This is a genomic window from Streptococcus sanguinis SK49 (assembly GCF_000212815.1).
Taxonomy (GTDB): domain Bacteria; phylum Bacillota; class Bacilli; order Lactobacillales; family Streptococcaceae; genus Streptococcus; species Streptococcus sanguinis_C.
The window spans coordinates 1,298,600-1,324,298 of record NZ_GL890985.1 but is presented as its reverse complement, the minus strand read 5'-3'; the positions used below and the strand labels follow the sequence as shown (position 1 = coordinate 1,324,298).

Below are 25,699 nucleotides of genomic sequence, written 5' to 3'. Positions count from 1 at the left end.
CCTATCTTACAATTTTTCCCAGTTAAATTCTTCAGCATCTTTGCGAAGCAATTCTTGTGCGTTGCGCAATTTTTCAGTAATTTTGACAAAGATACGGAAGTCATCAAAGATAGCATCCAATTTTTTGACAACGTCAAGATCTACCAAGTCTCCGCTTTGGTCAAAAGCTTGAAGGGAATGCGAAAGCAAGAACTCATCTGGAAGAACAGTTGCCTTGATTTCTGGAGCGTTCAAAATTTGACGGAGATGCAGCTGGGCACGAGAGGAGCCAAGTGTACCATAAGAAGCACCAGTGATCATGACTGGCTTGTTCAGCAGTGGATAGATTCCGTAAGAAAGCCAAGCCAGAGCATTCATGAGCACAGCTGGAATAGAGTGGTCGTACTCAGGTGTACCAATAAGTACGCCATCCGCTGCATCGATTTTTTCGGCAATTTCTGATACCAATTCAGGCACGTTTCTGTCTGCAGGTTTATTAAACATTGGGATATCTTTAATCTCTACCAGCTCGATTTCAGCCTTGTCAGCAAAGTGCTTAGACATATATTGAAGAAGTTGCCGGTTTGTAGAACGTTTAGAATTTGTTCCAACAATTGCAATAAGTTTTAACATAAAATTTCCTTTCTGAAATGGAGATACAAATCCCTCGTAAGTGCATTTATTTTTCTTGAGGCAAGTAAAAACCTGAAGAAAAAGAGGGCGTTTTTAAATGGGCATTGTTTATAAAAGCTAGAGCGATAGAGTTATCGCATAGTGAGGCAGCAAATTCATCACTTTTGAGAATTAAGAAGCAGGAATTATCTGCTCTAAAAGGCCTGAGCTACAGAAGAGCTGATCGTCTTGGGTGATAATCAATGCTTCAATCCCTGCTTGCAGTTCAATCTGGGACAGAATTGATGTCGGACTTTCACCAAATAGACGAGTCGTCCAGATTTCGCCATCTACCGACTTGTCTGAAACAATGGTCAGACTAGCCAATTGATTTTCGATAGGATAACCTGTTTTGCGATCCAGAATGTGATGGTAGTTTTGCCCTTCAACCGTAAGGGTTCGCTCGTAGATTCCTGATGTAACCACTGACTGATTGGTGACAGCTAGTATAGCTGAGTGATTGCCGCGTGACAACTTGGGATTTTGAATGCCAATTCGCCAGGCACGCTGGCTGACTGCATTTTGCCCGATCGTTAGGACATTGCCACCAAGATTGATAAGAGCAGAAGTCACTCCCTGACTCAGCAAATAGTCCTTAATCTTATCAGCGATATAGCCTTTAGCCAAGGCACCTAAATCCAGCTTCATGCCTTTCTTAGTCAAAAAAACACTACAATTTTCTGGATTCACCTCAAGTAAGTTTGGGTCAGTCAAGCACAGAGCATGCTGAATCTCCTCCTTACTTGGGAGACGGGCGTCTGAAAATCCTATCCGCCAGATCTGGACGAGAGGGCCAATCGTGATATTTAAGTGGCTGCCTTCTGCTAGGCTGTGATATTTCCCCAGCTCAATCAGCTCAAAAAGTTCTGGGTGAACTGAGACGCTTTCAATTCCTGCCAGATGATTGATAGTCATAAGTTCAGAGTCTTCATCATTGGCACTGAAGCGATTTTTATAGAGATGAAGCAGTTGAACCGCCTCATCTAAGAGTATTTCCGCTCGCTCATGACAGAGAGATATGCAAATCGTACTCCCCATCAAATGGAGTGAGCGAGAAGCAAAGTCCACATTATCACAACCTTTCTAAAATTAACCTCTCTAACCTTATTATATCAAAAAGATACCGGTTTCACAATCTTAAAATTGTTATATTTTCAGAAAATTAACTTTCGCATAAAGCTGTATTTTCGAAGCGATGAGACAGCGGTGGTATAGCTTTTTAGGCTGTATAAGAATTTTTGAAAATCTCGAGCAAATTTCTTGTAAACGCTCACAGGAGATGATATACTGTTCTAGTAAATTATAAATTAAGGTAGGACTATTCTTATGAGTAAAATCGTTGTAGTTGGTGCAAACCACGCAGGTACAGCGTGTATTAATACAATGTTGGACAATTATGGTGCAGAAAACGAAGTAGTTATTTTTGACCAAAACTCAAACATTTCATTCTTGGCATGCGGAATGGCCCTTTGGATTGGACAGCAAATCAGCAAGCCAGATGGACTTTTTTATGCAGATAAAGAAACTTTTGAAGCAAAAGGCGCAAAAGTTTATATGAATTCACCAGTTGAGTCAATTGATTATGATGCGAAAAAAGTTACAGCTATTGTAGACGGTAAAGAGCATGTAGAGTCATATGACAAATTGATTTTGGCAACAGGTTCTCAGCCAATTCTGCCTCCGATTAAAGGTGCTGAAATGGATCCTAACAGTCGGGAATTTAAGTCAACCTTGGAAAATCTGCAGTTTGTTAAATTGTATCAAAATGCTGCAGATGTTATTGAGAAATTGCAAGACAAGAGCAAACATATCGAACGTGTGGCAGTAGTAGGTGCTGGCTACATTGGGGTTGAGTTGGCAGAAGCCTTCAAACGCCTTGGTAAAGAAGTGATTCTGATCGACGTTGTGGATACTTGCTTGGCTGGTTATTATGACCACGACTTGTCTGAAATGATGCGCCAAAATCTTGAAGATAATGGTGTTCAATTAGCCCTTGGTCAAACTGTTCAGGCTATTGAAGGTGAAAGCAAGGTAGAACGCATTGTAACGGATAAGGCTAGTTATGATGTAGATATGGTTGTTTTGGCAGTTGGCTTCCGTCCAAACACTGGTCTTGGTGCTGGCAAGTTGGAAACATTCCGCAATGGTGCTTTTTTGGTGGATAAGAAGCAAGAAACTAGCATCAAAGATGTTTATGCAATTGGTGACTGTGCGACTGTCTACGATAACTCTATCAACGATACAAACTACATCGCCTTGGCTTCTAACGCCCTGCGCTCTGGTATCGTAGCAGCTCATAATGCTTGCGGTCATGAATTGGAGTCTAACGGTGTTCAAGGTTCTAACGGTATCGAAATCTTTGGTTTGAAGATGGTTTCAACTGGTCTGACAGAAGAAAAAGCAAAACGCTTTGGTTATAGCCCAGCTGTGGTTGAGTTTAAAGATACTCAAAAACCAACCTTCCTTGAAAAAGTTGAGCATCATGATGTTACAATTAAGATTGTCTATGATAAGGACACTCGTGTAGTTCTTGGAGCTCAGATGGTTTCTAGAGAAGATATGTCTATGGGTATTCACATGTTCTCATTGGCTATTCAGGAAAAGGTTACAATTGATAGATTGGCCTTGCTGGATCTCTTCTTCCTGCCACACTTCAACAAACCATACAACTACATTACTCAAGCAGCTTTGAAAGCAAAATAAGAAAATGAGTCTGGAATAATTTCCAGACTTTTTTGTAGAGCCTGTAAAAAGAAAACTGAAAGAAGAAATTTATATTTTATCTGTTTATCAGGCCTGCTTTGTGCTAGAATATTGGTAAAGCAACTAGTTAGAGGAGATTGGGAATGGCAAAAAAGTCTATCTCGAAAGAGGACGACATCAAGAGAGAATTTAATTTCGCAACTCATTCGATTATTTCCCAGGTTTTGCGAGGTGTTTTAGTTGGGATTTTTGCTGGACTGGTGGTGGGCGTTTTTCGCTTTCTGATTGAAAAAATCTTTCACTTAGTGCAGGATGTCTACCATAGGAGTCAGCAGTCTATGATTTGGTTACTGGCCTTGGTGTTCCTTTATGCTTTCATCGTCTTGCTCAATGCTCGCTTGGTAAAGTCAGAGAAAAATATCAAGGGTTCAGGGATTCCGCAGGTTGAAGCAGAGCTGAAAGGTCTGATGTCGCTTTCTTGGTGGAGTGTTCTCTGGAAGAAGTTTGTATTGGGGATTTTAGCCATTTCAAGCGGTCTGATGTTAGGTCGAGAAGGACCAAGTATTCAGTTGGGTGCTATGAGCGGCAAAGGCGTCTCTAAATTTCTGAATTTGAGTGCCGCTGAGGAGAGAGCGCTCATTGCTAGCGGTGCAGCAGCAGGCTTAGCAGCAGCTTTTAATGCACCAATAGCAGGTCTGCTATTCGTAGTAGAAGAAGTTTACCGTCATTTTTCACGCTTTTTCTGGGTCTCTACGCTGGCGGCCAGTCTAGTCGCTAACTTTGTCTCGCTCTCCATGTTTGGCTTAACACCAGTGCTGGACATGCCGGATAATATTCTAGTTATGAGACTGGAGCAGTATTGGATTTACCTAGTCATGGGGGTGCTGCTGGGCTTGTCAGGCTTTATTTATGAGAAAGTCATTTTAAACATTCAGCTAGTTTATCAGTTTTTTGGTCGCTTGTTTAAGATTTCAGAAGCCTATTATCCCATTCTGGCCTTTGCCTTGATTCTTCCGATTGGTTATTTCCTGCCTCACTTGCTAGGCGGGGGCAATCAGTTGATTTTATCTTTGACCGCTAGTCCTTATACTGTGGGAACCTTGCTCTTGTTTTTTGTTCTGCGTTTTGTTTGGAGCATGCTGAGTTACGGAAGCGGGCTGCCAGGTGGTATTTTCCTGCCTATTCTAGCTCTGGGTTCACTTCTGGGCGGAGCAATGGGGGCGATCTGTCTGCAGCTAGGTTTGATTTCTCAGGAGCAATTTCCGATTTTCATTATTCTGGGTATGAGTGGCTACTTCGGTGCCATTTCTAAGGCTCCACTGACAGCCATGATTCTGGTCACAGAGATGGTCGGTGACATCCGTAATCTCATGCCGCTGGGACTGGTCACTCTGACTGCTTACATTATCATGGATCTGCTAAAAGGAGCGCCAGTCTATGAAGCCATGCTGGAAAAAATGTTGCCAGACAGTATCGAGGACCAGGGAGATACTACTTTAATTGAAATCCCTGTTTCTGAAAAGATTGCTGGTCGGCAGGTGCATGAGCTAAACTTGCCTGATGGGGTCTTGATTACCATGAATGTCCACAAGGGAAAGACTCAAACGGTCAATGGTAGCACGCGCCTCTATCTGGGAGATACGATTTACTTGGTGCTGAAAAAGACGGAAATCGGGAAAGTTAAAGAAGAGCTGCTTTAATGGTCTTAATATAGAGTTTTTGATTAAATTGTCAGACAATTTCTTGAAATATAAGAGAAAAACTGGTATAATTTACAGGAAATAATCTCTATCTAGGAGAGAAAACAAAGGAGTCACCATGAAAAAACTTGGCATCGTCCTATTTTCAACGGCAATTTTACTGACTGGCTGTGCAGCCAACAACTCTTCAAACAAGACTGGCTCAAGCAGTCAAGCGTCCAGCAGCCAAACGGCTGTCAATCAGAAAGAATTGGACAAGGCGACGGCGGATTACAAATCTTTTGTCCAAGGACAAATCGATCAGCTCCTGACAGATACGGAGAAGTTTCGTGACACCCTTAAAGAAGGCAAACTAGATGAGGCTAAAAAGCAATATCCACTTATCCGTATGGCCTATGAGCGCTCGGAGCCGATTGCTGAGAGCTTTGGTGAATCAGATGTTAAAATTGACTTCCGCTTAGTCGACTATGTGGACGAAAACAAGACCGAAGAAGGCTGGTCTGGTTTCCACCGCATCGAAAAAATCATGTGGGAACAAAATACGACCAAGGGCACTGAAAGCTATGCTGATCAGCTGGTCAATGATATCAAGGAGCTAAAAGCTAAAATCGCAACAGTTGAAGTGACTCCAGATATGATGCTGACAGGCGCTGTTGACTTGCTCAATGAAGTGGCGACCAGCAAGATTACAGGTGAGGAAGAAGTTTTCTCTCATACAGATCTCTATGATTTCCGAGCGAATATTGAAGGAGCAGAAAAGATTTTTGAGCTCTTTAAGCCATTGATTAAGGACAAGGACGAGAAGCTTGTTAAGACCTTGGAACTTGAGTTTAAAAACGTCAACGGTCTCTTAGACAAGCACATGACTGACTCTGAAAACTACAAACTCTATACAGAATTGACAAAAGAAGACACCAAAGAGTTGGCGGAAGCTGTGACCAAACTGGGTGAGCCTCTTTCACAAATGGGAGTCATTCTAAACGGGGAGTAATCATATGACAAACGACGAAAAATGGTTTAATAAAAAGATGGATCGTCGTGAATTTCTTAAAAAAGCAGGGATTGGAGGCGCTGGTCTTGCACTGGGTGTCTCTGGTGCATCTGCTTTTTTCGCTAATCAGGCCAAGGAAGATAAGAAATTCGCTGACGGTGAGGAAGAAATCAGCTTTTATGGAGAGCATCAGGCGGGTATTACAACTCCGATGCAGAAGAATATCTACTTTGTTATTCTGGATTTGCATACGACAGATAGAGGGACCATTATCCAGCTCTTCAAGGACTGGACAGCCTACAGTGAGAAGCTGGTAGATGGAGAATTGGTCAAAAAAGATAATTCCAATGCTCTTTTGCCGCCAACGGATACTGGAGAAACTGTTGGTCTCACCCCTTATCGACTGACTTTGACCTTTGGGGTCTCAGCTTCTTTTCTGAAAAAAATGGGCTTGTCGGACAAACGACCTAAGGCTTTTCGGGATTTGCCGCCTTTTCCAAAGGAGCAGCTTAAAGAAAAATATACGGGTGGCGATATTGTCATTCAGGCCTGTGCAGATGATGAGCAGGTGGCCTTTCATGCAGTCCGCAATCTAATCCGCAAGGGCAGAAATGCCATCACTATGAGGTGGAGTCAGTCAGGCTTTGCTGCTATCGGAGACCGGATGTCAACGCCTCGTAATCTCTTTGGATTTAAGGACGGCACGGCCAATGTGACCAAGGAAAAAGATTTTGACAAGGTCATTTGGTGCGACAACAAGGACTGGATGCAGGGTGGCTCTTACATGGCTGTCCGCCGGATCCAGATGTTCCTTGAGACCTGGGATCGGACCAATCTGCAGGAGCAGGAAAACACTTTTGGCCGCTATAAAGATAGCGGAGCGCCTTTTGGCAAGAAAGACGAGTTTGATGAGGTTGACTTGGACCTGTTGCCAGAGGATTCACATGTCCGTCTGGCCAAGGAGGTTGATAAACCCATATATCGTCGGTCTTACTCTTACTCGGACGGGATTGACGAAACTACTGGTCAGTTCGACACAGGATTACTCTTTCTTTCCTTCCAGAAAGATCCTGACAGCTTTGTCAAAGTTCTGACTAATCTAGGCGCTCAAGATAAGATGAATGAATACGTCACGCATATTGGCAGTGGCTTGTTTGCCTGCTTTGGTGGAGTGAAAAAAGGAGAATACCTTGGTCAAAAATTATTTGAATAACAGTCTGTTGATATTAGGGCTCTTGCTAATCTTTTTGGCTAAGCCGGTTTTAGCGGATGATAGCTACAGTAGTCTATTCGTCAAAATTACTGATGCCAGCACTGCAGTCAAGCAGAAGGACCAGGAAAAAGCCAAGCAGCTAGTCGGAGAGATCAAGACTGACTTTGAAAAGGTGACTAATCATGACTCAGCAGCGGGACAAGAGGTAAGTAAGGCACTAGATTTATCGGGTCAGGTGACGGAGGAGAAGCTGACACAGATTTCTTCTGCCCTCTTGAAATTTCAGAAAGAGCAGAATCCAGTCGACTTAGAGGCTGAGAAAAAGAAGCTTCTCAGTAAGCTAGAGCCAAAATTTGAAAATCTACAAAAGGCAATTAGTGCTAAGGATTTAGAAGCGACAAGAGAAGCATACAAGAAGATGAATAGCACCTGGACTACCAATGAAAGCGTGGTGCGAGACAACAGCACAGCTCATTATGGCAAGGTAGAAACAGCCATTTCATTCCTGCGCATTGCCATTGAGACGGAGCCTACTAACTTTGACATGATTCAGTCTTCTTTTGATGATTTGAAAACCGCCATTGATAATTTTGTCAAAGGTGAGAAAGTCCAAGAAGCTGCTGGCAATCTGACGCTGAAAGATGGGATTAAGCTCCTAGAGGAGGCCTTAAGTCTCTTTCAAAGCGAAGATGATAAAAAGGCTGCTGCCAAGATGAAAGAGTTCATCACCATTTGGCCAACGATAGAAGGAGATGTCAGCGTCAATAACCCTTCGCTTTATACCAAGGTCGAGAGTCAGACGCCTGTTATTATGGTCAAGGGTAGCGAAGAGAAGTATCAAAAGCAGCTAGAATCCTTGATTAGTGAACTGTCAGAGATTGACACAACAGCTTCCTATCATTTCTTTGATGCTATGCTGATTTTACTGCGTGAGGGTGTAGAAGCGCTCTTGATCGTCATGGCTTTGATAACGACTCTGAAAGCCTCTAAGATGAAAAAAGGGCTCAAATGGGTTTATGCCGGGGCAGCGAGTGGAGTTCTAGCCAGCGCTGTGATTGCAGCTTTGCTACAGTTTCTTTTCCCAGCAGTTGCTTCTGGATCCAATCGTGAGATTATCGAGGGTGCAGTGGGAATTTTCGCTGTCGCCATGATGATATTGGTTGGTATCTGGCTGCACAGCAAGGCATCTATTGAGAAGTGGAACGACTTTATGGAAAGCCAAATGAAGGCTGTAACAGCCACAGGCAGTTTTCTTTCCATGTTTGCTCTTAGCTTTCTGGCAGTTTTCCGTGAAGGGGCTGAGACTATCCTCTTTTATGCAGGAATTCTGCCGCGCATCACTATGACTGATTTCCTTTTGGGAATCGGCTTGGCTGTTCTGGTCTTGGTTTTGCTGGCCTTTATCATGAGCAAGGCTTCAGGTCTTCTCAAGCCACACAGCATTTTCTTCTGGCTGACTTGGCTAATCTACGCCTTGGCCTTTAAAATGCTGGGCGTCAGCATCCATGCCCTTCAGCTGACCAATATCCTACCGACTCACTTAATCAATGGCTTTGTGACAGTAGACTGGATGGGGATTTATCCAAGCCTAGAAGTGGTAGTTAGTCAGGCCCTCTTTATCCTGCTGGTTGTCTATGTTAGCTGGAAAAATCAGAAAAGCGAGCAGCAGCATGGATAAAAAAGAGCAGACTATTATTGAGCATTTGATTGAGTTCAGACAGCGTTTTCTAGCGGTATTAGCTTGCTTCTTCGTGGTTTTTCTGGTTGGCTTGCTCTTTTCAGCCGATATTTATCGATGGCTGACCAGTAATTTTGAGCAGAAGCTGCTGGTGTTGGGGCCGGATGATATCCTTTGGATTTATATCAGTCTGGCTAGTCTTGTCGCTTTTTCCCTGACCTTGCCATTTCTTGTTTATCAGGTCTGGGAATTTGTCCGACCAGCTTTGCGAGCCAATGAAGCACGAGCTGTTTTCGCCTATATCCCAGCTACCTTTCTCTGTTTTGTTCTGGGACTGGCTTTTGGCTTTTACTTTGTGACTCCAGCTATTTTGCAGGTCTTGCTGTCGCTAGGTGAGGGCCTCTTTGAGACACGACTGACAGCGCAGAATTATCTTAGTTTCGTCTTTCATACCACTATTCCGATTGCCTGCCTTTTTGAGTTGCCGGTTCTGGTGTCCTTTCTGACTTCTATCGGTTTGCTCAATCCGAAATTTTTGGTAAAATATAGACGATACGCTTACTTCATCTTGCTTGTTTTAGCTGTTGTCCTGACACCCGCCGACTTTATCAGCGACTTGTCTATGACAGTGCCTTTGATTTTGCTCTATGAAGTCAGCATCCTGCTTAGCCGCATCATTTATCAAAGAAAATCAACGAGGAGAAATTAATGGGACTTTTAAAAGATATCGGAGTACCTGGGGTAATCATTATTATTCTGGGCGCCCTGCTTATTTTCGGACCAAAACGCCTGCCCGAACTGGGGCAATCTATCGGTAAAATGTTTTCAGAATTCAAAAAAGCAGTCAATCATGCTGGAGAAGAAGAAAAGACCGAGAATAAAAATGAAAAAGAGTAAAGGAAAAGCACGTATATCTGTGCTTTTTTTGCTAGAGTCAAGATAGCTTATGAATGGAGTACGAATGAAAAAATTAGAAGAACGAATTCTCAGAGATGGACAAGTGTTAGATGAAAATATTTTGAAAGTTGACTCTTTTCTGACCCATCAGGTTGATTTTTCTCTGATGAAAGAGATTGGCCAGGTCTTTGCGGAGGTGGTAAAGGACGTAGGAATTACCAAGGTAGTGACCATTGAGGCCTCTGGTATTGCTCCGGCTGTCTACGTAGCAGAGGCGCTGGGTCTACCAATGATTTTCGCTAAGAAGGCCAAAAACATCACGATGACAGAAGGGATCTTGACGGCCGAAGTTTATTCTTTTACCAAGCAAATGACTTCGACCGTTTCGATTGCTGGGAAATTTCTCAACTCTGATGATAAGGTGCTGATTATTGACGATTTCTTGGCTAATGGTCAGGCCGCCAAAGGATTGATTACCATTATTGAGCAAGCAGGAGCGCAGGTTGAAGCAGTTGGCATTGTCATTGAAAAATCGTTTCAGGATGGCCGCAAGCTTTTAGAAACAGTTGGCTATCGTGTCCTTTCTTTGGCGCGAATCGCAGGATTTGAGAAGGGGCAGATTGTCTTCGCCGAGGCAGATATATAATTTCCTTTTCCTTTTGACTATCTGTCTGGCTTATAGTATAGTAAAGATAGTTGATATTCTAAAATCTAAGCTCATTGATTTTACTTGGGTAGAAAAAGTTTTTGAGGGATTTCTATGCACCAAACTCATAATTTAAATCAGCGGATGCGGCTCTTTATTTCTATTTTTTTGCCAATTTTGATCTACCAACTGGCCAATTTTTCTGCCTCATTTGTTGATACGACCATGACTGGCCAGTATGACACCTTGCATCTGGCTGGTGTTTCTATGGCAACTAGTCTTTGGATTCCATTTTTCGACCTGCTGATAGGGATTGTGTCGGCCTTGGTTCCTATAATCGGGCATCATTTAGGACAGGGGAAAAAAGAAAAGATTGCTTCTGATTTTTATCAGTTTATTTATCTTTCTTTGGGACTTTCACTAATTTTATTTTCCTTGGTATTTATGGGCGCTCCTCTGGTTTTGGCCCACCTTGGCTTAGAGCCCTTGGTAGAAGGAGTAGCTAAGAACTATCTCTGGTATCTGGCGCTTGGTATTATTCCTCTTTTACTCTTTAGCACCATTCGTTCTCTGTTTGATGCTCTAGGATTGACAAAGCTTTCCATGTATCTCATGCTCTTACTTTTGCCTTTGAATGGCACTTTTAATTATGCCCTAATCTACGGAGCATTTGGTTTTCCAGAAATGGGCGGAGCTGGAGCTGGACTTGGGACTTCTTTGGCTTATTGGGTTTTGCTCCTCATATCCTTATTAGTAGCAGTCAAACATCCAAAAGTTCGAGTCTATGAGCTATGGAAGATTCGACCCCTAGACAAAAAAGGCTTCATCGAAGGCATTCGACTTGGTATTCCTATCGGCGGAACGTTTTTTGCAGAAGTTGTGATTTTCTCGGTTGTTGGCCTGGTCATGGCTAAGTTTTCGTCATTAATCATTGCCAGCCATCAGGCGGCCATGAATTTTTCAAACTTAATGTATGCCTTTCCTATGAGTATTTCAACCTCAATGTCTATTATCGTTTCTTATGAAATTGGAGCCAATCGTCCTGACGATGTTAAGAAATTCTGTAAACTTGGGCGGCTGACGGCCTTGGGAATTGCTGGATTTACTTTCCTCTTTCTCTATATCTTACGCGACCGTGTGGCTGCTCTCTATGGGTCGGATACCGAGTTTATCCGTATGACATCTGTTTTTCTGACCTACAGCCTCTTTTTCCAATTAGCAGATACTTTTGCGGCTCCTTTGCAGGGTATTCTTCGGGGCTACAAGGATACTCAGGTGCCATTTTACTTAGGTTTGATTGCTTATTGGGGAGTTTCGCTGCCTCTGGGGCTCTTCTTAGATTACTATACTAGTTTAGGCCCTTATGGATACTGGATTGGTCTCATTGCCAGCTTGGTGACGAGTGGCATTCTCTTTCAGTGGCGGCTTAATAAAATTCAAAAGAAAAGCAGCTAATTAAACAACTAGCTGCTTTGTTTTATTTTTCCCGCATTTGACCTTGTGGGAAGTAGGTTCCTTCTGGCATGTCGTTAATAATGACATGGACAGCAGACTGAGGTGCGCCAGTATTTCTGACAACGGCTTCAGTTACTTCCTTGGCAAGAGCTTTTTTCTGCTCCAGAGTACGTCCTTCAAACAAATCAATTCTAACAAATGGCATATTTTCTGCCTCCTTTATTTCTTTATCATTATTTTATCATAAATGAGGTTTTAAAGAGTAGTGAATTATGGTAAAATAATGTGAAGTAAAAATGGAGATAGTGAATTAGCAAAGATTTAAATTATGGCTCAGTTATACTACAAATATGGCACGATGAATTCGGGCAAGACCATTGAGATTTTAAAAGTCGCCCACAATTATGAAGAACAAGGCAAGAGCGTGGTTATCATGACCTCGGCTGTTGATACCCGCGATGGCTTTGGTGTCGTTTCTAGTCGTATCGGTATGAAGCGGAATGTTATGGCTATTGAAGATCAGACGGATATTTTTGGCTATATTCAGCAGCTGCCTGAGAAGCCTTATTGCGTTTTGATTGATGAGGCTCAGTTCTTGAAACGCCATCATGTCTATGATTTGGCTAGAGTGGTGGATGAGCTGGATGTTCCGGTTATGGCTTTTGGTCTTAAAAACGACTTTCGCAATGAACTTTTTGAAGGCTCCAAGTACCTCTTGCTCTTGGCTGACAAGATTGAGGAGATTAAAACCATTTGTCAATATTGCTCTCGTAAGGCTACCATGGTTTTACGGACTGATAACGGAAAGCCAGTTTATGATGGTGAGCAGATCAAAATTGGCGGCCACGAGACTTATATCTCTGTCTGCCGCAAGCATTATTTTAACCCCGACATTAAGTAATCCAACGATAGAAAAAAGGAGATGATGAAAAATATATGAACATCTATGAACAGTTACAAGCGGTTGAAGATCGCTACGAAGAACTTGGTGAACTCTTAAGCGACCCAGATGTAGTCAGCGATACCAAGCGTTTTATGGAGCTTTCTAAGGAAGAAGCCAGCACCCGCGATACAGTGACGGCTTACCGCGAGTATAAAAAAGTCCTGCAAAACATTACAGACGCCGAAGAAATGATAAAAGACGCCTCTGGTGATGCTGACTTAGAAGAAATGGCCAAGCAGGAGCTCAAAGATGCCAAGTCTGAAAAAGAAGAATACGAGGAAAAACTAAAAATCCTTCTTTTACCTAAGGATCCCAACGATGACAAGAACATTATCCTTGAAATCCGCGGTGCTGCGGGAGGAGACGAAGCGCAGTTGTTTGCAGGAGACCTCTTGCAGATGTATCAAAAATATGCTGAAAGCCAAGGCTGGCGCTTCGAAGTCATGGAGGCCTCTTATAATGGTGTAGGTGGGATTAAGGAAGTGGTCGCTATGGTCTCAGGTCAGTCGGTCTACTCAAAGCTTAAGTATGAATCTGGCGCTCACCGTGTACAGCGGGTTCCTGTGACCGAAAGCCAAGGTCGCGTTCATACTTCAACAGCAACTGTCTTGGTGATGCCAGAAATCGAAGAAGTAGAATACGACATTGATCCTAAAGATCTGCGCGTTGATATCTACCACGCATCTGGTGCAGGCGGACAGAACGTCAATAAGGTTGCGACTGCTGTTCGAATCGTCCATCTGCCAACCAATATTAAGGTCGAAATGCAGGAAGAGCGAACCCAGCAGAAGAATAGAGATAAGGCTATGAAAATCATCCGAGCCCGCGTAGCAGACCACTTTGCTCAAATTGCTCAAGATGAGCAGGATGCAGAGCGCAAGTCCACAATTGGTACAGGTGATCGCTCAGAGCGGATTCGCACCTATAATTTTCCGCAAAATCGAGTGACAGATCACCGTATCGGCTTGACCTTGCAAAAGCTGGACACGATTTTAGCTGGCAAACTGGATGAAGTCGTTGACGCTCTGGTTCTCTATGACCAAACGCAAAAACTAGAAGAGCTGAATAAATAATGACATTGGCTCAATATTTGGCTGAGCTAGAGCAGGAGTTAGTAGCAGCTGGAGAAGAAGCAGAAAGTCTGTCTTTCGTTTATAGGGCTCTTAATAAGCTCTCCTTTACCGACTTTGTTCTCAAACTTAGGGCAGAAGTAAGTCAAAAAGACCGTGACCAGCTAAAAGCTATTCAAGAGCAGCTGCTTGTTCACAAGCCAGCCCAGTATATCATTGGCAGCAGTGACTTTCACGGCCTGACTCTTAAGGTGGACGAGCGGGTGTTGATTCCAAGGCCTGAGACGGAGGAGTTGGTGGACCTGATTTTGTCAGAAAATCCCGAAACATCTCTATCTGTCTTAGATATCGGAACGGGGAGCGGAGCCATTGCTCTTGCACTGGCAAACAGCCGTCCAGACTGGCAGATTACTGCTTCTGATCTCTCTGGCGATGCTCTTTCCTTGGCAACAGAAAATGCTCAATCCAGCGGACTTAACCTTGTTTTTGTCCAGTCTGATTGCTTGGATGCAATTCAAAGAAAATTTGACATTATCGTCTCCAACCCGCCCTATATTTCAGAAGCAGATAAAGACGAAGTTGGACTCAATGTTTTGACCTCAGAGCCTCACATGGCCCTCTTTGCGGAGGAAGATGGCTATGCCGTCTATCGGAAAATAGCCGAGCAAGCAGGAGACTATCTGACAAAAAAAGGAAAAATCTATCTGGAAATTGGTTACAAGCAAGGAGATGGCATCAGGGAGTTGCTGGAAAAAAACTTCCCTCAAAAACGAATCCGAGTCCTGAAAGATCAATTTGGCAAAGATAGAATGGTGGCGATGGACAATGGATAAGATAGAAAAGACTCTGGTAGCAGGTGGAGCGGTTGTCCTGCCGACAGAAACTGTTTATGGCCTCTTTGCTCAGGCTTTAAATGAAGAGGCAGTTGAGCGAGTCTACGAATTAAAACGAAGACCTCGTGACAAGGCTCTTAATCTCAATGTGGCTAGCATAGAAGAGATTTATGCTTTTTCTAAGAACCAGCCCAGTTATCTGAAGCAACTCTATCAAGCCTTTCTGCCTGGGCCGCTGACTATTATCCTCCAAGCCAATGACCGAGTGCCGACTTGGATCAACTCAGGTATGGAAACTGTGGGCTTTCGGATTCCTAAGCATCCGGTTACGCTTGACTTGATTCGCAAGTACGGTCCCTTGATTGGTCCATCCGCCAATCTTTCTGGAAAAGCTAGTGGAACTTCTTTCCAGCAGATTATGATGGATTTTCAAGAGCAAGTCTCGGGAGTAGAAGATGATACTGCTCTGACAGGTCAGGATTCAACTATTCTGGACTTGTCTGGAGAAAAGGCTCTTATTTTACGCCAAGGAGCGATTACTCGCGAGGATATTCTCGCCCAGGTAAATGATATAAAATTTTAACTTTTAGGACCTTAGGTCCTATTTTCGCAAAAGAAGGGAGACACCTTATGATTTTTGACCAAGAAGACTACAAAGTATTTGACCCAGAGATTTGGGAAGCAGTTGCTAAAGAAGAAGAACGTCAGCAGCATAATATTGAGCTGATCGCTTCAGAAAATGTCGTTTCTAAAGCTGTCATGGCTGCTCAAGGCTCTATTTTGACCAATAAATATGCCGAAGGTTATCCAGGTCGCCGTTACTATGGTGGGACAGATGTAGTGGATGTGATTGAGAGTCTGGCAATTGAGCGTGCCAAGGAAATCTTTGGTGCCAAGTTTGCCAATGTGCAACCTCACTCAGGCAGCCAGGCAAATTGTGCTGCTTATATGGCTTTGATTGAGCCAGGCGATACAGTTATGGGCATGGATCTGTCTGCCGGTGGTCACTTGACTCACGGCGCCTCAGTCAGTTTCTCTGGCCAAACCTATAATTTTGTATCCTATAGTGTTGATCCAGAAACAGAATTACTGGACTTTGATGCCATCCTTCAGCAAGCCAAAGAGGTTCAGCCTAAACTGATTGTGGCGGGGGCTTCAGCTTATTCTCATATCATTGACTTTTCAAAATTCCGTGAAATCGCTGATGCAGTGGGTGCCAAGCTTATGGTAGATATGGCTCACATCGCTGGTTTGGTTGCTGCTGGTCTCCATCCAAGCCCTGTGCCTTATGCGGATATCACAACAACAACGACACACAAGACCTTGCGCGGACCTCGCGGTGGATTGATTTTGACAAATGATGAAAAATTGGCTAAGAAAATCAACTCATCTATCTTCCCAGGCATTCAAGGCGGACCATTGGAACACGTCATTGCAGCCAAAGCTGTGGCTTTCAAAGAAGTACTGGACCCAGCTTTCAAGGTTTATGCACAGCAGATTTTGGATAATGCCCAAGCTATGGCCCAAGTTTTCCGTCAGCATGATAAGTTCCGTGTGATTTCTGACGGTACTGAAAATCACCTTTTCTTGGTGGATGTTACTAAGGTTGTAGAAAATGGGAAAGTAGCGCAAAATCTCTTGGATGAAGTCAATATTACCCTTAATAAAAACTCCATTCCTTATGAGACTTTGTCACCATTTAAGACTAGCGGGATTCGTATCGGTACAGCAGCCATTGCAGCTCGAGGCTTTGGTGTAACAGAAAGTATCAAGGTAGCCGAGCTTATTATCAAGGCTCTGGAAAACGCTGAAAACGAAGCAGTGCTGAATCAAGTGCGGGCGGAAGTTCGCGAACTAACGGACGCTTTTCCACTCTATGAGGGCTTAAACTAAGATGGATATTTACGTAAAAAAAGCAATTATTCATCAATTCAGCCCAGCTGATACCGAACTGCTGCTGGCGGATAAGTTTCTCAACATTACTCCCAAGATTGAAGAATACCTGCGCAAGAAGATTGAGAGGGTCTACTCTGACGATGCTAAAACAGGTGTTTTCGATCCCGAAAACGTCTTTTTAGCCCAGCTTTCAGACGACCTACTGGAAACATCAGTGACAGTGGCCAAGCTTTGGCAGGAGGAGTTTTCTGTCAGTGAAAACCAGAAAACCAACGATCTGATTTTTGTCCAGTTTGACAAAGAAGGTGTGGAGCACTTCGCTTTTCTGCGGATTGCTCTACGGGAAACTCTGACCCATTTGGGTGGAGAGGTGGACAATCCTATCAAGCTGACGCAGAACAATCTGCCTGGCTTTGGTACGGGGGCAGACGAGGCTTTGGTCATTAATCTCAAGTCTCGCAAGTACCATCTGATTGAAAAACGCATCAAGTATAACGGAGCCTTTCTCAATTATATGTCAGACAATCTCTTGCAGGTCAATCCGACAATCTCAGCCAAGAAATCAATTAAAGCGCTTGAGAAGACGGCTCAGAAGGTTGCCGAAAGCTTTAATAAAGACGATTTTCAGTTTCAGTCCAAGGTCAAATCCAGTATTTTCAAAAATTTGGAAGAAAATGACGAACTGTCGCCTGAGAAGTTGGCCGATGATCTTTTTGACAGTAATTTGACTGCCCGACTTACCTTTATTGACCAAGTCAAGGAAGCTATTCCTGAGCCAGTCAAGTTTGATGAGATTGACAGCAGCCGCCAGAAGAAAAAGTTCGAAAATCAGAAACTCTCCCTTTCAAACGGAATTGAGCTCATCGTTCCCAATAATATCTATCAGGACGCAGAGTCGGTAGAATTTATCCAGAACGACAACGGGACCTATTCTATTTTGATTAAGAACATCGAGGATATCCAAAATAAATAATGTTTAAATTTCTAAGAAGACTGATTTTAGTCCTTTTCGTGCTCTTTGCTGGCTACAAGATTTATCAGGTTCATCATGATGTCAAGCAAGTCATGAAGTATCAGAGCTTAGTCAGAGAAGTGCTGGACGAGCAGGATACAGCGGCCAATGAAGAATTGGTACTGGCCATGATTTATACAGAAACCAAGGGAAAAGACACCGATGTCATGCAGTCAAGTGAAAGCGCGACTGGTCAGACCAATGCCATCACGGACAACAAAGAAAGTATTCGCCAGGGCGTCCAAACCTTATCTGATAACCTGGAGTTAGCCAGCGAGAAAAAGGTAGATGTTTGGACAGCAGTACAAGCCTATAATTTCGGTCAGGCCTATATCGACTACGTCGCTAAAAATGGTGGCGAAAATACGCTAGAGCTGGCCAAGAAATATTCCAAAGAAGTAGTGGCGCCAAGCTTAGGAAATGTAACTGGCAAGACCTACGGCTACTATAACCTGATTTCAATTTTCCACGGTCCAGAGCTCTATATCAACGGCGGTAATTATTATTATTCCCGTCAGGTCAAGATGAACATGCACATCATGCGCCTCTTAAAATGGTTTTAGAAAGAAGTTTTCAAGCTTCTTTCTTTTTTGATGGTGAAGTAATAATCCGGATATTTGTAACCACGATGGATACATGATATAATTTTGTACATCTATCTTAAAAAGGAATGAAAAATGAACAAGAAACTTGCTTTTAAGCTCCTTATTCTGGTTTTAGTGACAATTGCCGGTCTAACAGCTTTTTACAACCATAAAGAAGCCACTAGCCTCAATACAAAACAATTTGTGCAGTCAACAACGCCGACCTTGTTTTTCCACGGTTTTGGATCCAGCTCTAATGCTGAAAATCATATGACAGAGGCAGCCAAAAAGGCTGGAGTCACTCAGACAATTATCACAGCAAATGTCAGTAAAAACGGTCAAGTAAGCTTATTAGGAGAGATACCGAAAGGTGCTATCAATCCCATTATCAAGGTAAACTATGAAGATAACCGCAATACTGACTACGCTCAAGACGGCAAATATGCAGCAGCTGTGATTCGTAAGCTACAAGAAACTTATGGCTTTGATAAGATGAATCTGGTAGGTCATTCGATGGGAAATATGTCCATCCTCTTTTATATGCTGGAGAACGGTCAGGATGAAAAGCTACCCGAGCTGCAAAAGCAGGTCAATATTGCCAACCATGTTAATGGTCTGCAAGGAAGGGACTTACCTGAAGATTTGAGAATCCTAAATGACCAAACTGGCAAGCCTAGTGCTATGAGCCAGACTTATCAAAAACTACTGGGATTACGAGAAGTTTACCCGCAAGAACAAGTAGATGTTCTGAACATTTACGGTGATTTTAAAAACGAATCCGACGGCTCCGTACTCAATACTTCTTCCCGCAGCCTCAAATATCTCCTAGTTGAGAATGCTAAATCTTACCAGGAAAAGAAAATTACAGGTCAATTGGCTCAGCACAGCCAATTGCATGAGAATCCAGAAGTAGACGAATTGCTGATTGACTTCCTTTGGAAAAATTAGAAAAGAGCAGTTACTGGCAAGCAAAATCAGTGACTGTTTTTTCTTTGAACTTCTTTGAGAAATGTTGTAAAATGTATCTATTATCTCAAGCCCTTAATGGATGAGATAATAATAACTCCATCATCGCAGCAACTTAACTGAAGCACTCTGAATATCAAAAGGAGCGGAAATCGCAAACTCAAGAAACAGAAATTCGAGGCACTCAGAAAGAAGTTTGCTCTATAAAACGCTATAGAATTTGGGAAACTATAGCGGGAGGAAAAGAGGAAAAAATATGAAATTCAAAAAAACTTTAATGACAGCAGGAGCCTTGCTGGCTACTCTGTTTACTGTATCGACCGCAGCTGCCGATTCAAATGTTCAGAAAGTCATTGATGAGACTTACGTGCAGCCTGAGTATGTTCTAGGTTACTCCTTAGATGAGAACCAAAAACAGCAGACCTTGCAGATGTTGGGTTACAATTCATCCAGCGACAGCAAGCCACTTAAGACCATGACTCCAGAAGTCTACTCTAAAATCATGGATGTTGCTAACGACCCTAGCCTGCAGCTTTATTCTTCTGTAAAAATCCAGAAGTTAGGCAGCAATAAGGCATTAGAGGTCAAAATTGTCACTCCGCAAAATATCACTAAGGTTACAGAAGATATGTATCGCAATGCAGCTGTTACTCTGGGTGTTCAGCACGCGCAGATTACTGTTGCAGCACCAATTCCGGTAACAGGTGAGAGCGCCTTGGCAGGGATTTACTACTCTCTAGAGGATAATGGCGCGACCATTCCTCAGGAAAATAAAAATCTAGCACAGGAAGAACTGGCTGCCCTTTCTGGCATCAATGCTGAAAATACAGGTAAGGAAGGCTATGACGCAGACAAGCTCAACGTAGCCTTGGCTGATATCAAAGCGGCTATTGCCAATGCTAAGAAGAACAACAGCAATCTGACAGCAGATGATGTTCGTAAGATTGTTGAAGAAACCTTGAAAAACTACGGTCTGACTCAGTCAGTGACCAGTGACCAAATCAACCTCATCGTGAATTTCGCTGTCAATCTTTCAAACAGTGGAGTCATTACAGATTCTGACTTTACAAAGACACTTAGTGACTTGAAAGACAGCATCGTTTCAAAAGCAGGGGATACCTTTAACAATATTAACCTCAACTTTGATGCAAACGGCCTCCTTCAAGAAGGCGGTAATTTCTTTTCTAATATCTGGAATGCCATTGTCAACTTCTTTAAAGGATTGTTCGGCGGTTAATTTCAAGACTATATAAAACAAGGCTAGGACTAAAATGTCCTAGCCTTGTTTATTTTTACAGTTATCATTTAAAATAAGATTTGTTTGTTACTCCCACTCTACAGTTGCAGGTGGTTTGCTGGTAATATCGTAGACGATACGGTTGACATGATCCACCTCGTTGACGATGCGAACAGAGATTTTTTGCAGAACATCCCAAGGAATCTTGGCAAAGTCAGCTGTCATACCATCAATAGAAGTGATAGCGCGAATCGCAATTGTGTAGTCGTAAGTTCGGCCGTCGCCCATGACACCAACAGATCGGACACCTGTATTAACAGTAAAGTATTGCCAGATGTCGCGGTCAAGACCAGCTTTGGCGATTTCTTCGCGGAGAATAGCATCAGATTCGCGGACTGTTTCCAATTTTTCCTCAGTAATTTCTCCCATGACACGAATAGAAAGTCCTGGTCCTGGGAATGGCTGGCGCCAGACAATTTCATCAGGCATACCAAGCTCGGTACCCAAAGCACGCACTTCGTCCTTGTAGAGCGTGTTCAGTGGCTCAATCAGCTCAAATTGCATGTCTTCCGGAAGACCACCAACGTTATGGTGAGATTTAATAGTCTGAGCAGTGTCGGTACCGGATTCGATGACATCGGTATAAAGTGTGCCCTGAGCTAAGAATTTTACATCTTTTAGTTTGCTGGCTTCGTCGTCAAAGACATAGACAAACTCGTTTCCGATGATTTTACGTTTTTGCTCTGGATCTGAGACACCAGCTAGTTTGTCAAGGAAACGTTTAGCTGCGTCAGCCTTAATGATATTTAAACCAAATTTGCCACCCAGCATATCCATGACCTGATCTGCTTCGCCTTTACGCAAAAGACCATGATCCACAAAGATACAGATTAGTTGATCGCCGATTGCTTTCTGCAAGAGAACACCGACAACAGAAGAGTCTACGCCGCCAGAAAGTCCCAACAACACCTTCTTGTCACCAACGGTTTGGCGGATTTTTTGAATTTCCATGTCAATGAAGTTATCCATAGACCAGTCGCCTTTAGCTCCACAAATATTAAGAGCAAAGTTGCGCAGGATATCATAACCAAACTCTGAATGACGAACCTCAGGGTGGAACTGAATGCCGTAGATTTTCTTAGTTGGATTTTCAATAGCTGCAAAAGGACAGTCAGCAGAAGTACCAGTACGGACAAAGTCAGTGGGAATTTCTGTTACTGCATCTCCGTGGCTCATAAGAACTAACTGGCTTTCAGGCGTACCGTTGAAAAGGCTGGAATTAGCAGTATGTGACAGATTTGACTGACCATATTCACGATTTCCAGCATGACCAGCAGGGACAACCTTGCCCCCCAGCTTGTGAGTCAAAAGCTGCATACCATAGCAAATCCCCAAAATCGGGATTCCCAACTCAAAAATTTCCGGATCAATATCAAAGGAGCCGTCTTCATATACAGAATTCGGACCACCGGAAAGGATAATCCCGACAGGCTGGATAGCACGGACCTCGTCTGCAGTAATCTTGTGGCTCTTGAGCTCAGAAAAAACACCGATTTCACGAATGCGGCGTGAAATCAGCTGGTTGTACTGGCTGCCGTAATCAAGCACGATGATCTTTTCGACATCTTGCAATTCAGTTCTAGTTGTCATCTGTTCCCTTTCTTAAAAGAAGTAATCTTTTCCCCTCATTTTATCACAAAAAAGGAATTTTTCCAAGGTAATAAGGAGCAAGAGTAATGAAAAAACGAGTATGAGTCTTTATTTGGCTAAACTGCTAGAATCGTGAGAAAAGCAAGCATTTGAGAGCTGATCTCTATCATTTAGTTTGACATTTGAAGTATTTGGTACTAAAATAAAGGAAGGTACCAAATAAGAAAGAAGAGTCAACATGTTGCCCGCATATATCAAAATTCATGATCAGATTAAGAAAGACATTGACGATGCCGTTTGGGAGATTGGGGAACGGCTGCCCAGTGAGCGAGATCTAGCCGAAACCTTTAAGGTCAGCCGTATGACCCTGCGTCAGGCCATCACACTCTTGGTTGATGAGGGAGTGCTAGAGCGTCGAGTCGGTAGTGGCACCTTCGTTGCCAGTACACGTGTTCAGGAGAAAATGCGCGGCACCACCAGCTTCACAGAAATCATGAAGGCACAAGGCAAAACGCCATCCAGTCAGCTTATTTCTTATCGGCGTACCCTGCCCAGCGAGCAGGAAGTGGAGAAGCTAGGCATCCATAAGACAGAAAATGTCATTCGGATGGAGCGGGTCCGCTATGCTGACGATTTGCCGGTGGTCTACGAGGTGGCTTCAATTCCAGAGAAGTTCATTAAGAATTTCAAAAAAGAAGAGGTGACCAGTCATTTCTTTCAGACCTTGCAGGAACATGGCTATAAGATTGGCAAGTCCCAGCAGACGATTTATGCTCGACTGGCTAAGGAAAAAATTGCCAATTACCTTGATATTCCCCGCGGTCATGCCATCTTAGGACTGACTCAGATTTCTTACTTTGATGATGGAACAGCTTTTGAATATGTAAAAAGCCAGTATGTCGGCGATCGTTTTGAATTTTATTTGGAAAACAATTAATTATTGCAAAACTCTTGGTTATCACCAAGGGTTTTTATCTTGTATTTCACTCGGCAGAAAAAGCTGATTGACCTTTTGCAATCTCATATTTCGAGTGTATATTTCCCTTGTCAGACTAGAGTTTATCATGCTTTTCTGGTATAATGTTTCTTATGGAAATTGAAAAAACAAACCGAATGAATGCTCTCTTTGAGTTTTATGCGGCGCTTTTGACTGACAAGCAGATGAACTATATCGAGCTATACTATGCAGATGATTACAGTCTGGCTGAGATTGCTGAGGAGTTTGGTGTCAGCCGTCAGGCCGTTTATGATAATATCAAGCGGACGGAGAAGATTCTGGAAGACTATGAGAAAAAGCTGCACATGTACTCGGACTATATTGTCAGAAGTCAGATATTTGACCAGATTACAGAGAAATACCCTGACGACAGCTATCTGCAGGAGCAGATTGGGATTCTGTCTGGTATTGACAATAGGGAGTGACCATATGGCTAAACAAGTTATCTACAAGGGAATGTCTTGCTGGTTGTTGGAGTCGGAAGAACCTTTGCCTTCTAGGGTACAACTCATCTCCCCTGACGATCTTTCTAAGGCAATGCAAGAAGGCTTCAGCTGCTGGGGCTACCCAAATGAGATTATGAAAGAAGTCTCTGCTGAAGAATACGCTTGTTTAACTCGTTTTGGAAAATTTCCACTGAATTGATTGAAATAGAAACTAGGAGAAATAAAAAATGGCATTTGAAAGTTTAACGGAACGTTTGCAGAACGTCTTTAAAAATCTGCGCAGAAAAGGAAAAATCTCAGAGAACGATGTCCAGGAAGCAACCAAAGAGATTCGTCTGGCCCTTTTAGAAGCCGATGTTGCTCTGCCGGTTGTCAAAGACTTTATCAAGAAAGTCCGTGAGCGCGCTGTCGGTCATGAGGTTATCGACACCCTCAATCCAGCGCAACAGATTATCAAGATTGTTGACGAAGAGCTGACAACTATTCTGGGTTCTGATACTGCTGAGATTATCAAGTCACCAAAGATTCCAACTATTATCATGATGGTTGGTCTGCAAGGGGCTGGTAAGACCACCTTTGCCGGAAAGCTTGCTAATAAGCTCAAGAAAGAAGAAAATGCTCGTCCTCTCATGATTGCGGCGGATATTTACCGTCCGGCGGCTATTGATCAGCTGAAAACACTTGGACAGCAAATTGATGTTCCTGTCTTTGCCTTAGGTACAGAAGTCCCAGCTGTTGAGATTGTCCGTCAAGGTCTGGAGCAGGCAAAAGCCAACCACAATGACTATGTCCTGATTGATACGGCTGGGCGCCTTCAGATTGACGAAAAGCTTATGCAGGAGCTGTCAGATGTCAAAACGCTGGCTAATCCGAATGAAATCCTCTTGGTTGTCGATGCCATGATTGGTCAGGAAGCAGCTAATGTCGCTCGTGAATTTAACAGCCAACTGGAAGTAACCGGGGTTATCCTGACCAAGATTGATGGTGATACCCGTGGCGGTGCAGCCCTGTCTGTCCGTCAGATTACTGGTAAGCCTATTAAATTTACTGGTACAGGTGAAAAGATTACTGATATCGAAACCTTCCACCCAGACCGCATGTCCAGCCGGATTTTGGGCATGGGGGACATGTTGACTCTGATCGAAAAAGCCTCTCAAGAATACGATGAGAAAAAATCGCTTGAAATGGCTGAAAAGATGCGGGAAAACACCTTTGATTTCAACGACTTCATTGATCAGTTGGATCAGGTACAAGGCATGGGACCTATGGAAGATTTGCTCAAGCTGATCCCAGGTATGGCCAATAATCCTGCCCTCAAGAATATCAAAGTGGACGAAAAAGAAATTGCCCGCAAACGTGCTATCGTATCCTCTATGACACCGGCTGAGCGGGAAAATCCTGACTTGCTGAGTCCTAGCCGTCGCCGTCGGATTGCCAATGGTTCAGGTAACAGCTTCGTTGATGTCAATAAATTTATCAAAGACTTCAATCAAGCTAAGCAGATGATGCAGGGCGTTCTGTCAGGCGATATGAGCAAGATGATGAAGCAAATGGGGCTCAATCCAAACAATATGCCTAAGAACATGCCTGGTGGCGGAGGAATGCCCGACATGTCAGCTCTGGAAGGCATGATGGGCCAAGGCGGTATGCCAGATATGTCAGGCTTAGGAGGAGCCGGCATGCCGGATATGAGCCAAATGTTTGGCGGCGGCCTCAAAGGTAAGGCTGGAGAGTTTCTAATGCGTCGCAGCATGAACAAAATGGCCAAGCAAATGAAGAAAAACAAGAAGAAGCGGAAGTAGTGAGGCTTGACTATTCTCTTACTAGTTTTAATTGTGTTTATTTGTAAAGGTATATTTGGTTTATTATATGCTTATTTTTAGCGTTATATTCTACTTACTCTTATATTTTTTATTGAGATTTTTTTCAAAGATGTGCTGATAAACTGTTGATAAAATTTTCTATAATCAATAGAACTGTACCAAAAAGCTTGTATTTAGTATTTTTGAATATTCTACTATATATTTTTCTAGTACATTTTTTAAGTTTCATTAACATAATAGGATGCATTAGTGAATACTGGATATATTTTATGTTTATAGTTTTTCTACAACATTTGATTTCTATTATA

Annotated in this window: 26 protein-coding genes; 22 read left to right on the top strand and 4 right to left on the bottom strand. The window is 43.0% G+C overall.

What is annotated here, in order from left to right; all coding sequences use genetic code 11:
* Positions 1 to 6: 6 nt before the first annotated feature.
* Positions 7 to 612 carry an NADPH-dependent FMN reductase gene (locus tag HMPREF9380_RS04500; RefSeq protein ID WP_002933795.1) on the bottom strand — a complete coding sequence of 202 codons (606 nt, stop codon included), beginning with the start codon at positions 610 to 612 and terminating at the stop codon, positions 7 to 9.
* A gap of 171 nt (positions 613 to 783) precedes the next feature.
* Entirely contained in the window at positions 784 to 1,719 is a 936-nt protein-coding gene (locus HMPREF9380_RS04505) for an FAD:protein FMN transferase (RefSeq protein ID WP_002915268.1), read from the bottom strand.
* A 258-nt stretch (positions 1,720 to 1,977) separates the two neighbouring features.
* Between HMPREF9380_RS04505 and nox the strand changes: the two genes are divergently transcribed.
* From nox to HMPREF9380_RS04550, 9 genes are all read left to right on the top strand, one after another.
* Positions 1,978 to 3,354, top strand: a complete 1,377-nt coding sequence (nox, locus tag HMPREF9380_RS04510; RefSeq protein WP_002915266.1) for a H2O-forming NADH oxidase — start codon at positions 1,978 to 1,980, stop codon at positions 3,352 to 3,354.
* Between the two features lie 143 nt (positions 3,355 to 3,497).
* Positions 3,498 to 5,054, top strand: coding sequence for a ClC family H(+)/Cl(-) exchange transporter (locus tag HMPREF9380_RS04515; protein ID WP_002915264.1), 1,557 nt, complete (start codon positions 3,498 to 3,500; stop codon positions 5,052 to 5,054).
* A 118-nt stretch (positions 5,055 to 5,172) separates the two neighbouring features.
* Positions 5,173 to 6,045 carry an iron uptake system protein EfeO gene (gene efeO, locus HMPREF9380_RS04520; protein ID WP_002906605.1) on the top strand — a complete coding sequence of 291 codons (873 nt, stop codon included), beginning with the start codon at positions 5,173 to 5,175 and terminating at the stop codon, positions 6,043 to 6,045.
* A gap of 4 nt (positions 6,046 to 6,049) precedes the next feature.
* Entirely contained in the window at positions 6,050 to 7,258 is a 1,209-nt protein-coding gene (gene efeB, locus HMPREF9380_RS04525; protein WP_002933794.1) for an iron uptake transporter deferrochelatase/peroxidase subunit, read from the top strand.
* Positions 7,236 to 8,936: an FTR1 family protein gene (locus HMPREF9380_RS04530; protein WP_002933793.1), complete on the top strand. Its 1,701-nt coding sequence runs from the start codon at positions 7,236 to 7,238 to the stop codon at positions 8,934 to 8,936. The genes efeB and HMPREF9380_RS04530 overlap by 23 nt, the downstream gene beginning before the upstream one ends.
* Positions 8,929 to 9,645 carry a twin-arginine translocase subunit TatC gene (gene tatC, locus HMPREF9380_RS04535; RefSeq protein ID WP_032907397.1) on the top strand — a complete coding sequence of 239 codons (717 nt, stop codon included), beginning with the start codon at positions 8,929 to 8,931 and terminating at the stop codon, positions 9,643 to 9,645. The genes HMPREF9380_RS04530 and tatC overlap by 8 nt, the downstream gene beginning before the upstream one ends.
* The gene (locus HMPREF9380_RS04540; protein WP_002895542.1) at positions 9,645 to 9,833 is read left to right on the top strand and encodes a twin-arginine translocase TatA/TatE family subunit; all 189 of its coding nucleotides are present in this window, start codon (positions 9,645 to 9,647) and stop codon (positions 9,831 to 9,833) included. The genes tatC and HMPREF9380_RS04540 overlap by 1 nt, the downstream gene beginning before the upstream one ends.
* Positions 9,834 to 9,897: 64 nt before the next feature.
* Complete coding sequence (locus HMPREF9380_RS04545; RefSeq protein ID WP_032907395.1) at positions 9,898 to 10,479, top strand: xanthine phosphoribosyltransferase; 582 nt, start codon at positions 9,898 to 9,900, stop codon at positions 10,477 to 10,479.
* Positions 10,480 to 10,593: 114 nt separating this feature from the next.
* Positions 10,594 to 11,934 (top strand): MATE family efflux transporter, encoded by a 1,341-nt coding sequence (locus HMPREF9380_RS04550; RefSeq protein WP_002933790.1) that lies wholly within the window; start codon positions 10,594 to 10,596, stop codon positions 11,932 to 11,934.
* Positions 11,935 to 11,956: 22 nt separating this feature from the next.
* Here HMPREF9380_RS04550 and HMPREF9380_RS04555 read toward each other — a convergent pair whose 3' ends face one another.
* Entirely contained in the window at positions 11,957 to 12,157 is a 201-nt protein-coding gene (locus HMPREF9380_RS04555) for a 4-oxalocrotonate tautomerase (RefSeq protein ID WP_223310287.1), read from the bottom strand.
* 105 nt (positions 12,158 to 12,262) lie between these two features.
* Between HMPREF9380_RS04555 and HMPREF9380_RS04560 the strand changes: the two genes are divergently transcribed.
* The 9 genes from HMPREF9380_RS04560 (at position 12,263) to HMPREF9380_RS04600 (ending at position 20,475) form a co-directional block, all read left to right on the top strand.
* Positions 12,263 to 12,835, top strand: a complete 573-nt coding sequence (locus HMPREF9380_RS04560) for a thymidine kinase (protein WP_002933789.1) — start codon at positions 12,263 to 12,265, stop codon at positions 12,833 to 12,835.
* Positions 12,836 to 12,870: 35 nt separating this feature from the next.
* Positions 12,871 to 13,950 carry a peptide chain release factor 1 gene (gene prfA, locus HMPREF9380_RS04565; RefSeq protein WP_002933788.1) on the top strand — a complete coding sequence of 360 codons (1,080 nt, stop codon included), beginning with the start codon at positions 12,871 to 12,873 and terminating at the stop codon, positions 13,948 to 13,950.
* Positions 13,950 to 14,780 (top strand): peptide chain release factor N(5)-glutamine methyltransferase, encoded by an 831-nt coding sequence (gene prmC / locus HMPREF9380_RS04570; protein WP_002933787.1) that lies wholly within the window; start codon positions 13,950 to 13,952, stop codon positions 14,778 to 14,780. Before prfA ends, prmC begins: the two co-directional genes overlap by 1 nt.
* Entirely contained in the window at positions 14,773 to 15,363 is a 591-nt protein-coding gene (locus tag HMPREF9380_RS04575) for an L-threonylcarbamoyladenylate synthase (RefSeq protein WP_002933786.1), read from the top strand. The genes prmC and HMPREF9380_RS04575 overlap by 8 nt, the downstream gene beginning before the upstream one ends.
* A gap of 47 nt (positions 15,364 to 15,410) precedes the next feature.
* Positions 15,411 to 16,673, top strand: coding sequence for a serine hydroxymethyltransferase (gene glyA, locus HMPREF9380_RS04580; RefSeq protein ID WP_002933785.1), 1,263 nt, complete (start codon positions 15,411 to 15,413; stop codon positions 16,671 to 16,673).
* Position 16,674: 1 nt separating this feature from the next.
* Positions 16,675 to 17,649: a nucleoid-associated protein gene (locus HMPREF9380_RS04585; RefSeq protein WP_002915230.1), complete on the top strand. Its 975-nt coding sequence runs from the start codon at positions 16,675 to 16,677 to the stop codon at positions 17,647 to 17,649.
* Positions 17,649 to 18,251, top strand: a complete 603-nt coding sequence (locus HMPREF9380_RS04590) for a lysozyme family protein (protein ID WP_002933784.1) — start codon at positions 17,649 to 17,651, stop codon at positions 18,249 to 18,251. The genes HMPREF9380_RS04585 and HMPREF9380_RS04590 overlap by 1 nt, the downstream gene beginning before the upstream one ends.
* 114 nt (positions 18,252 to 18,365) lie before the next feature.
* Positions 18,366 to 19,220: an alpha/beta hydrolase gene (locus HMPREF9380_RS04595; protein WP_002933783.1), complete on the top strand. Its 855-nt coding sequence runs from the start codon at positions 18,366 to 18,368 to the stop codon at positions 19,218 to 19,220.
* Positions 19,221 to 19,494: 274 nt separating this feature from the next.
* Positions 19,495 to 20,475 (top strand): DUF1002 domain-containing protein, encoded by a 981-nt coding sequence (locus tag HMPREF9380_RS04600; protein WP_002933782.1) that lies wholly within the window; start codon positions 19,495 to 19,497, stop codon positions 20,473 to 20,475.
* Positions 20,476 to 20,562: 87 nt separating this feature from the next.
* Here HMPREF9380_RS04600 and guaA read toward each other — a convergent pair whose 3' ends face one another.
* Positions 20,563 to 22,125, bottom strand: a complete 1,563-nt coding sequence (gene guaA, locus HMPREF9380_RS04605) for a glutamine-hydrolyzing GMP synthase (RefSeq protein ID WP_002933781.1) — start codon at positions 22,123 to 22,125, stop codon at positions 20,563 to 20,565.
* 238 nt (positions 22,126 to 22,363) lie between these two features.
* Here guaA and HMPREF9380_RS04610 point away from each other — a divergent pair, with 238 nt between their 5' ends.
* From HMPREF9380_RS04610 to ffh, 4 genes are all read left to right on the top strand, one after another.
* Complete coding sequence (locus tag HMPREF9380_RS04610) at positions 22,364 to 23,062, top strand: GntR family transcriptional regulator (protein ID WP_002895508.1); 699 nt, start codon at positions 22,364 to 22,366, stop codon at positions 23,060 to 23,062.
* Positions 23,063 to 23,214: 152 nt separating this feature from the next.
* The gene (locus HMPREF9380_RS04615; RefSeq protein WP_032907526.1) at positions 23,215 to 23,547 is read left to right on the top strand and encodes a putative DNA-binding protein; all 333 of its coding nucleotides are present in this window, start codon (positions 23,215 to 23,217) and stop codon (positions 23,545 to 23,547) included.
* A 4-nt stretch (positions 23,548 to 23,551) separates the two neighbouring features.
* Positions 23,552 to 23,767 carry a hypothetical protein gene (locus HMPREF9380_RS04620; protein ID WP_002933780.1) on the top strand — a complete coding sequence of 72 codons (216 nt, stop codon included), beginning with the start codon at positions 23,552 to 23,554 and terminating at the stop codon, positions 23,765 to 23,767.
* Positions 23,768 to 23,795: 28 nt separating this feature from the next.
* A complete protein-coding gene (ffh, locus tag HMPREF9380_RS04625; RefSeq protein ID WP_002933779.1) occupies positions 23,796 to 25,370 on the top strand; it encodes a signal recognition particle protein in 1,575 nt (524 codons plus the stop codon).
* Positions 25,371 to 25,699: the final 329 nt, after the last annotated feature.

Coding starts and splice junctions, on each gene's coding strand:
- HMPREF9380_RS04500 (WP_002933795.1), bottom strand. CDS start 612: ATGTTAAAACTTATTGCAATTGTTGGAACAAATTCTAAACGTTCTACA.
- nox (WP_002915266.1), top strand. CDS start 1,978: ATGAGTAAAATCGTTGTAGTTGGTGCAAACCACGCAGGTACAGCGTGT.
- HMPREF9380_RS04515 (WP_002915264.1), top strand. CDS start 3,498: ATGGCAAAAAAGTCTATCTCGAAAGAGGACGACATCAAGAGAGAATTT.
- efeO (WP_002906605.1), top strand. CDS start 5,173: ATGAAAAAACTTGGCATCGTCCTATTTTCAACGGCAATTTTACTGACT.
- efeB (WP_002933794.1), top strand. CDS start 6,050: ATGACAAACGACGAAAAATGGTTTAATAAAAAGATGGATCGTCGTGAA.
- tatC (WP_032907397.1), top strand. CDS start 8,929: ATGGATAAAAAAGAGCAGACTATTATTGAGCATTTGATTGAGTTCAGA.
- HMPREF9380_RS04540 (WP_002895542.1), top strand. CDS start 9,645: ATGGGACTTTTAAAAGATATCGGAGTACCTGGGGTAATCATTATTATT.
- HMPREF9380_RS04545 (WP_032907395.1), top strand. CDS start 9,898: ATGAAAAAATTAGAAGAACGAATTCTCAGAGATGGACAAGTGTTAGAT.
- HMPREF9380_RS04550 (WP_002933790.1), top strand. CDS start 10,594: ATGCACCAAACTCATAATTTAAATCAGCGGATGCGGCTCTTTATTTCT.
- HMPREF9380_RS04560 (WP_002933789.1), top strand. CDS start 12,263: ATGGCTCAGTTATACTACAAATATGGCACGATGAATTCGGGCAAGACC.
- prfA (WP_002933788.1), top strand. CDS start 12,871: ATGAACATCTATGAACAGTTACAAGCGGTTGAAGATCGCTACGAAGAA.
- prmC (WP_002933787.1), top strand. CDS start 13,950: ATGACATTGGCTCAATATTTGGCTGAGCTAGAGCAGGAGTTAGTAGCA.
- HMPREF9380_RS04575 (WP_002933786.1), top strand. CDS start 14,773: ATGGATAAGATAGAAAAGACTCTGGTAGCAGGTGGAGCGGTTGTCCTG.
- glyA (WP_002933785.1), top strand. CDS start 15,411: ATGATTTTTGACCAAGAAGACTACAAAGTATTTGACCCAGAGATTTGG.
- HMPREF9380_RS04585 (WP_002915230.1), top strand. CDS start 16,675: ATGGATATTTACGTAAAAAAAGCAATTATTCATCAATTCAGCCCAGCT.
- HMPREF9380_RS04590 (WP_002933784.1), top strand. CDS start 17,649: ATGTTTAAATTTCTAAGAAGACTGATTTTAGTCCTTTTCGTGCTCTTT.
- HMPREF9380_RS04595 (WP_002933783.1), top strand. CDS start 18,366: ATGAACAAGAAACTTGCTTTTAAGCTCCTTATTCTGGTTTTAGTGACA.
- HMPREF9380_RS04600 (WP_002933782.1), top strand. CDS start 19,495: ATGAAATTCAAAAAAACTTTAATGACAGCAGGAGCCTTGCTGGCTACT.
- guaA (WP_002933781.1), bottom strand. CDS start 22,125: ATGACAACTAGAACTGAATTGCAAGATGTCGAAAAGATCATCGTGCTT.
- HMPREF9380_RS04610 (WP_002895508.1), top strand. CDS start 22,364: ATGTTGCCCGCATATATCAAAATTCATGATCAGATTAAGAAAGACATT.
- HMPREF9380_RS04615 (WP_032907526.1), top strand. CDS start 23,215: ATGGAAATTGAAAAAACAAACCGAATGAATGCTCTCTTTGAGTTTTAT.
- HMPREF9380_RS04620 (WP_002933780.1), top strand. CDS start 23,552: ATGGCTAAACAAGTTATCTACAAGGGAATGTCTTGCTGGTTGTTGGAG.
- ffh (WP_002933779.1), top strand. CDS start 23,796: ATGGCATTTGAAAGTTTAACGGAACGTTTGCAGAACGTCTTTAAAAAT.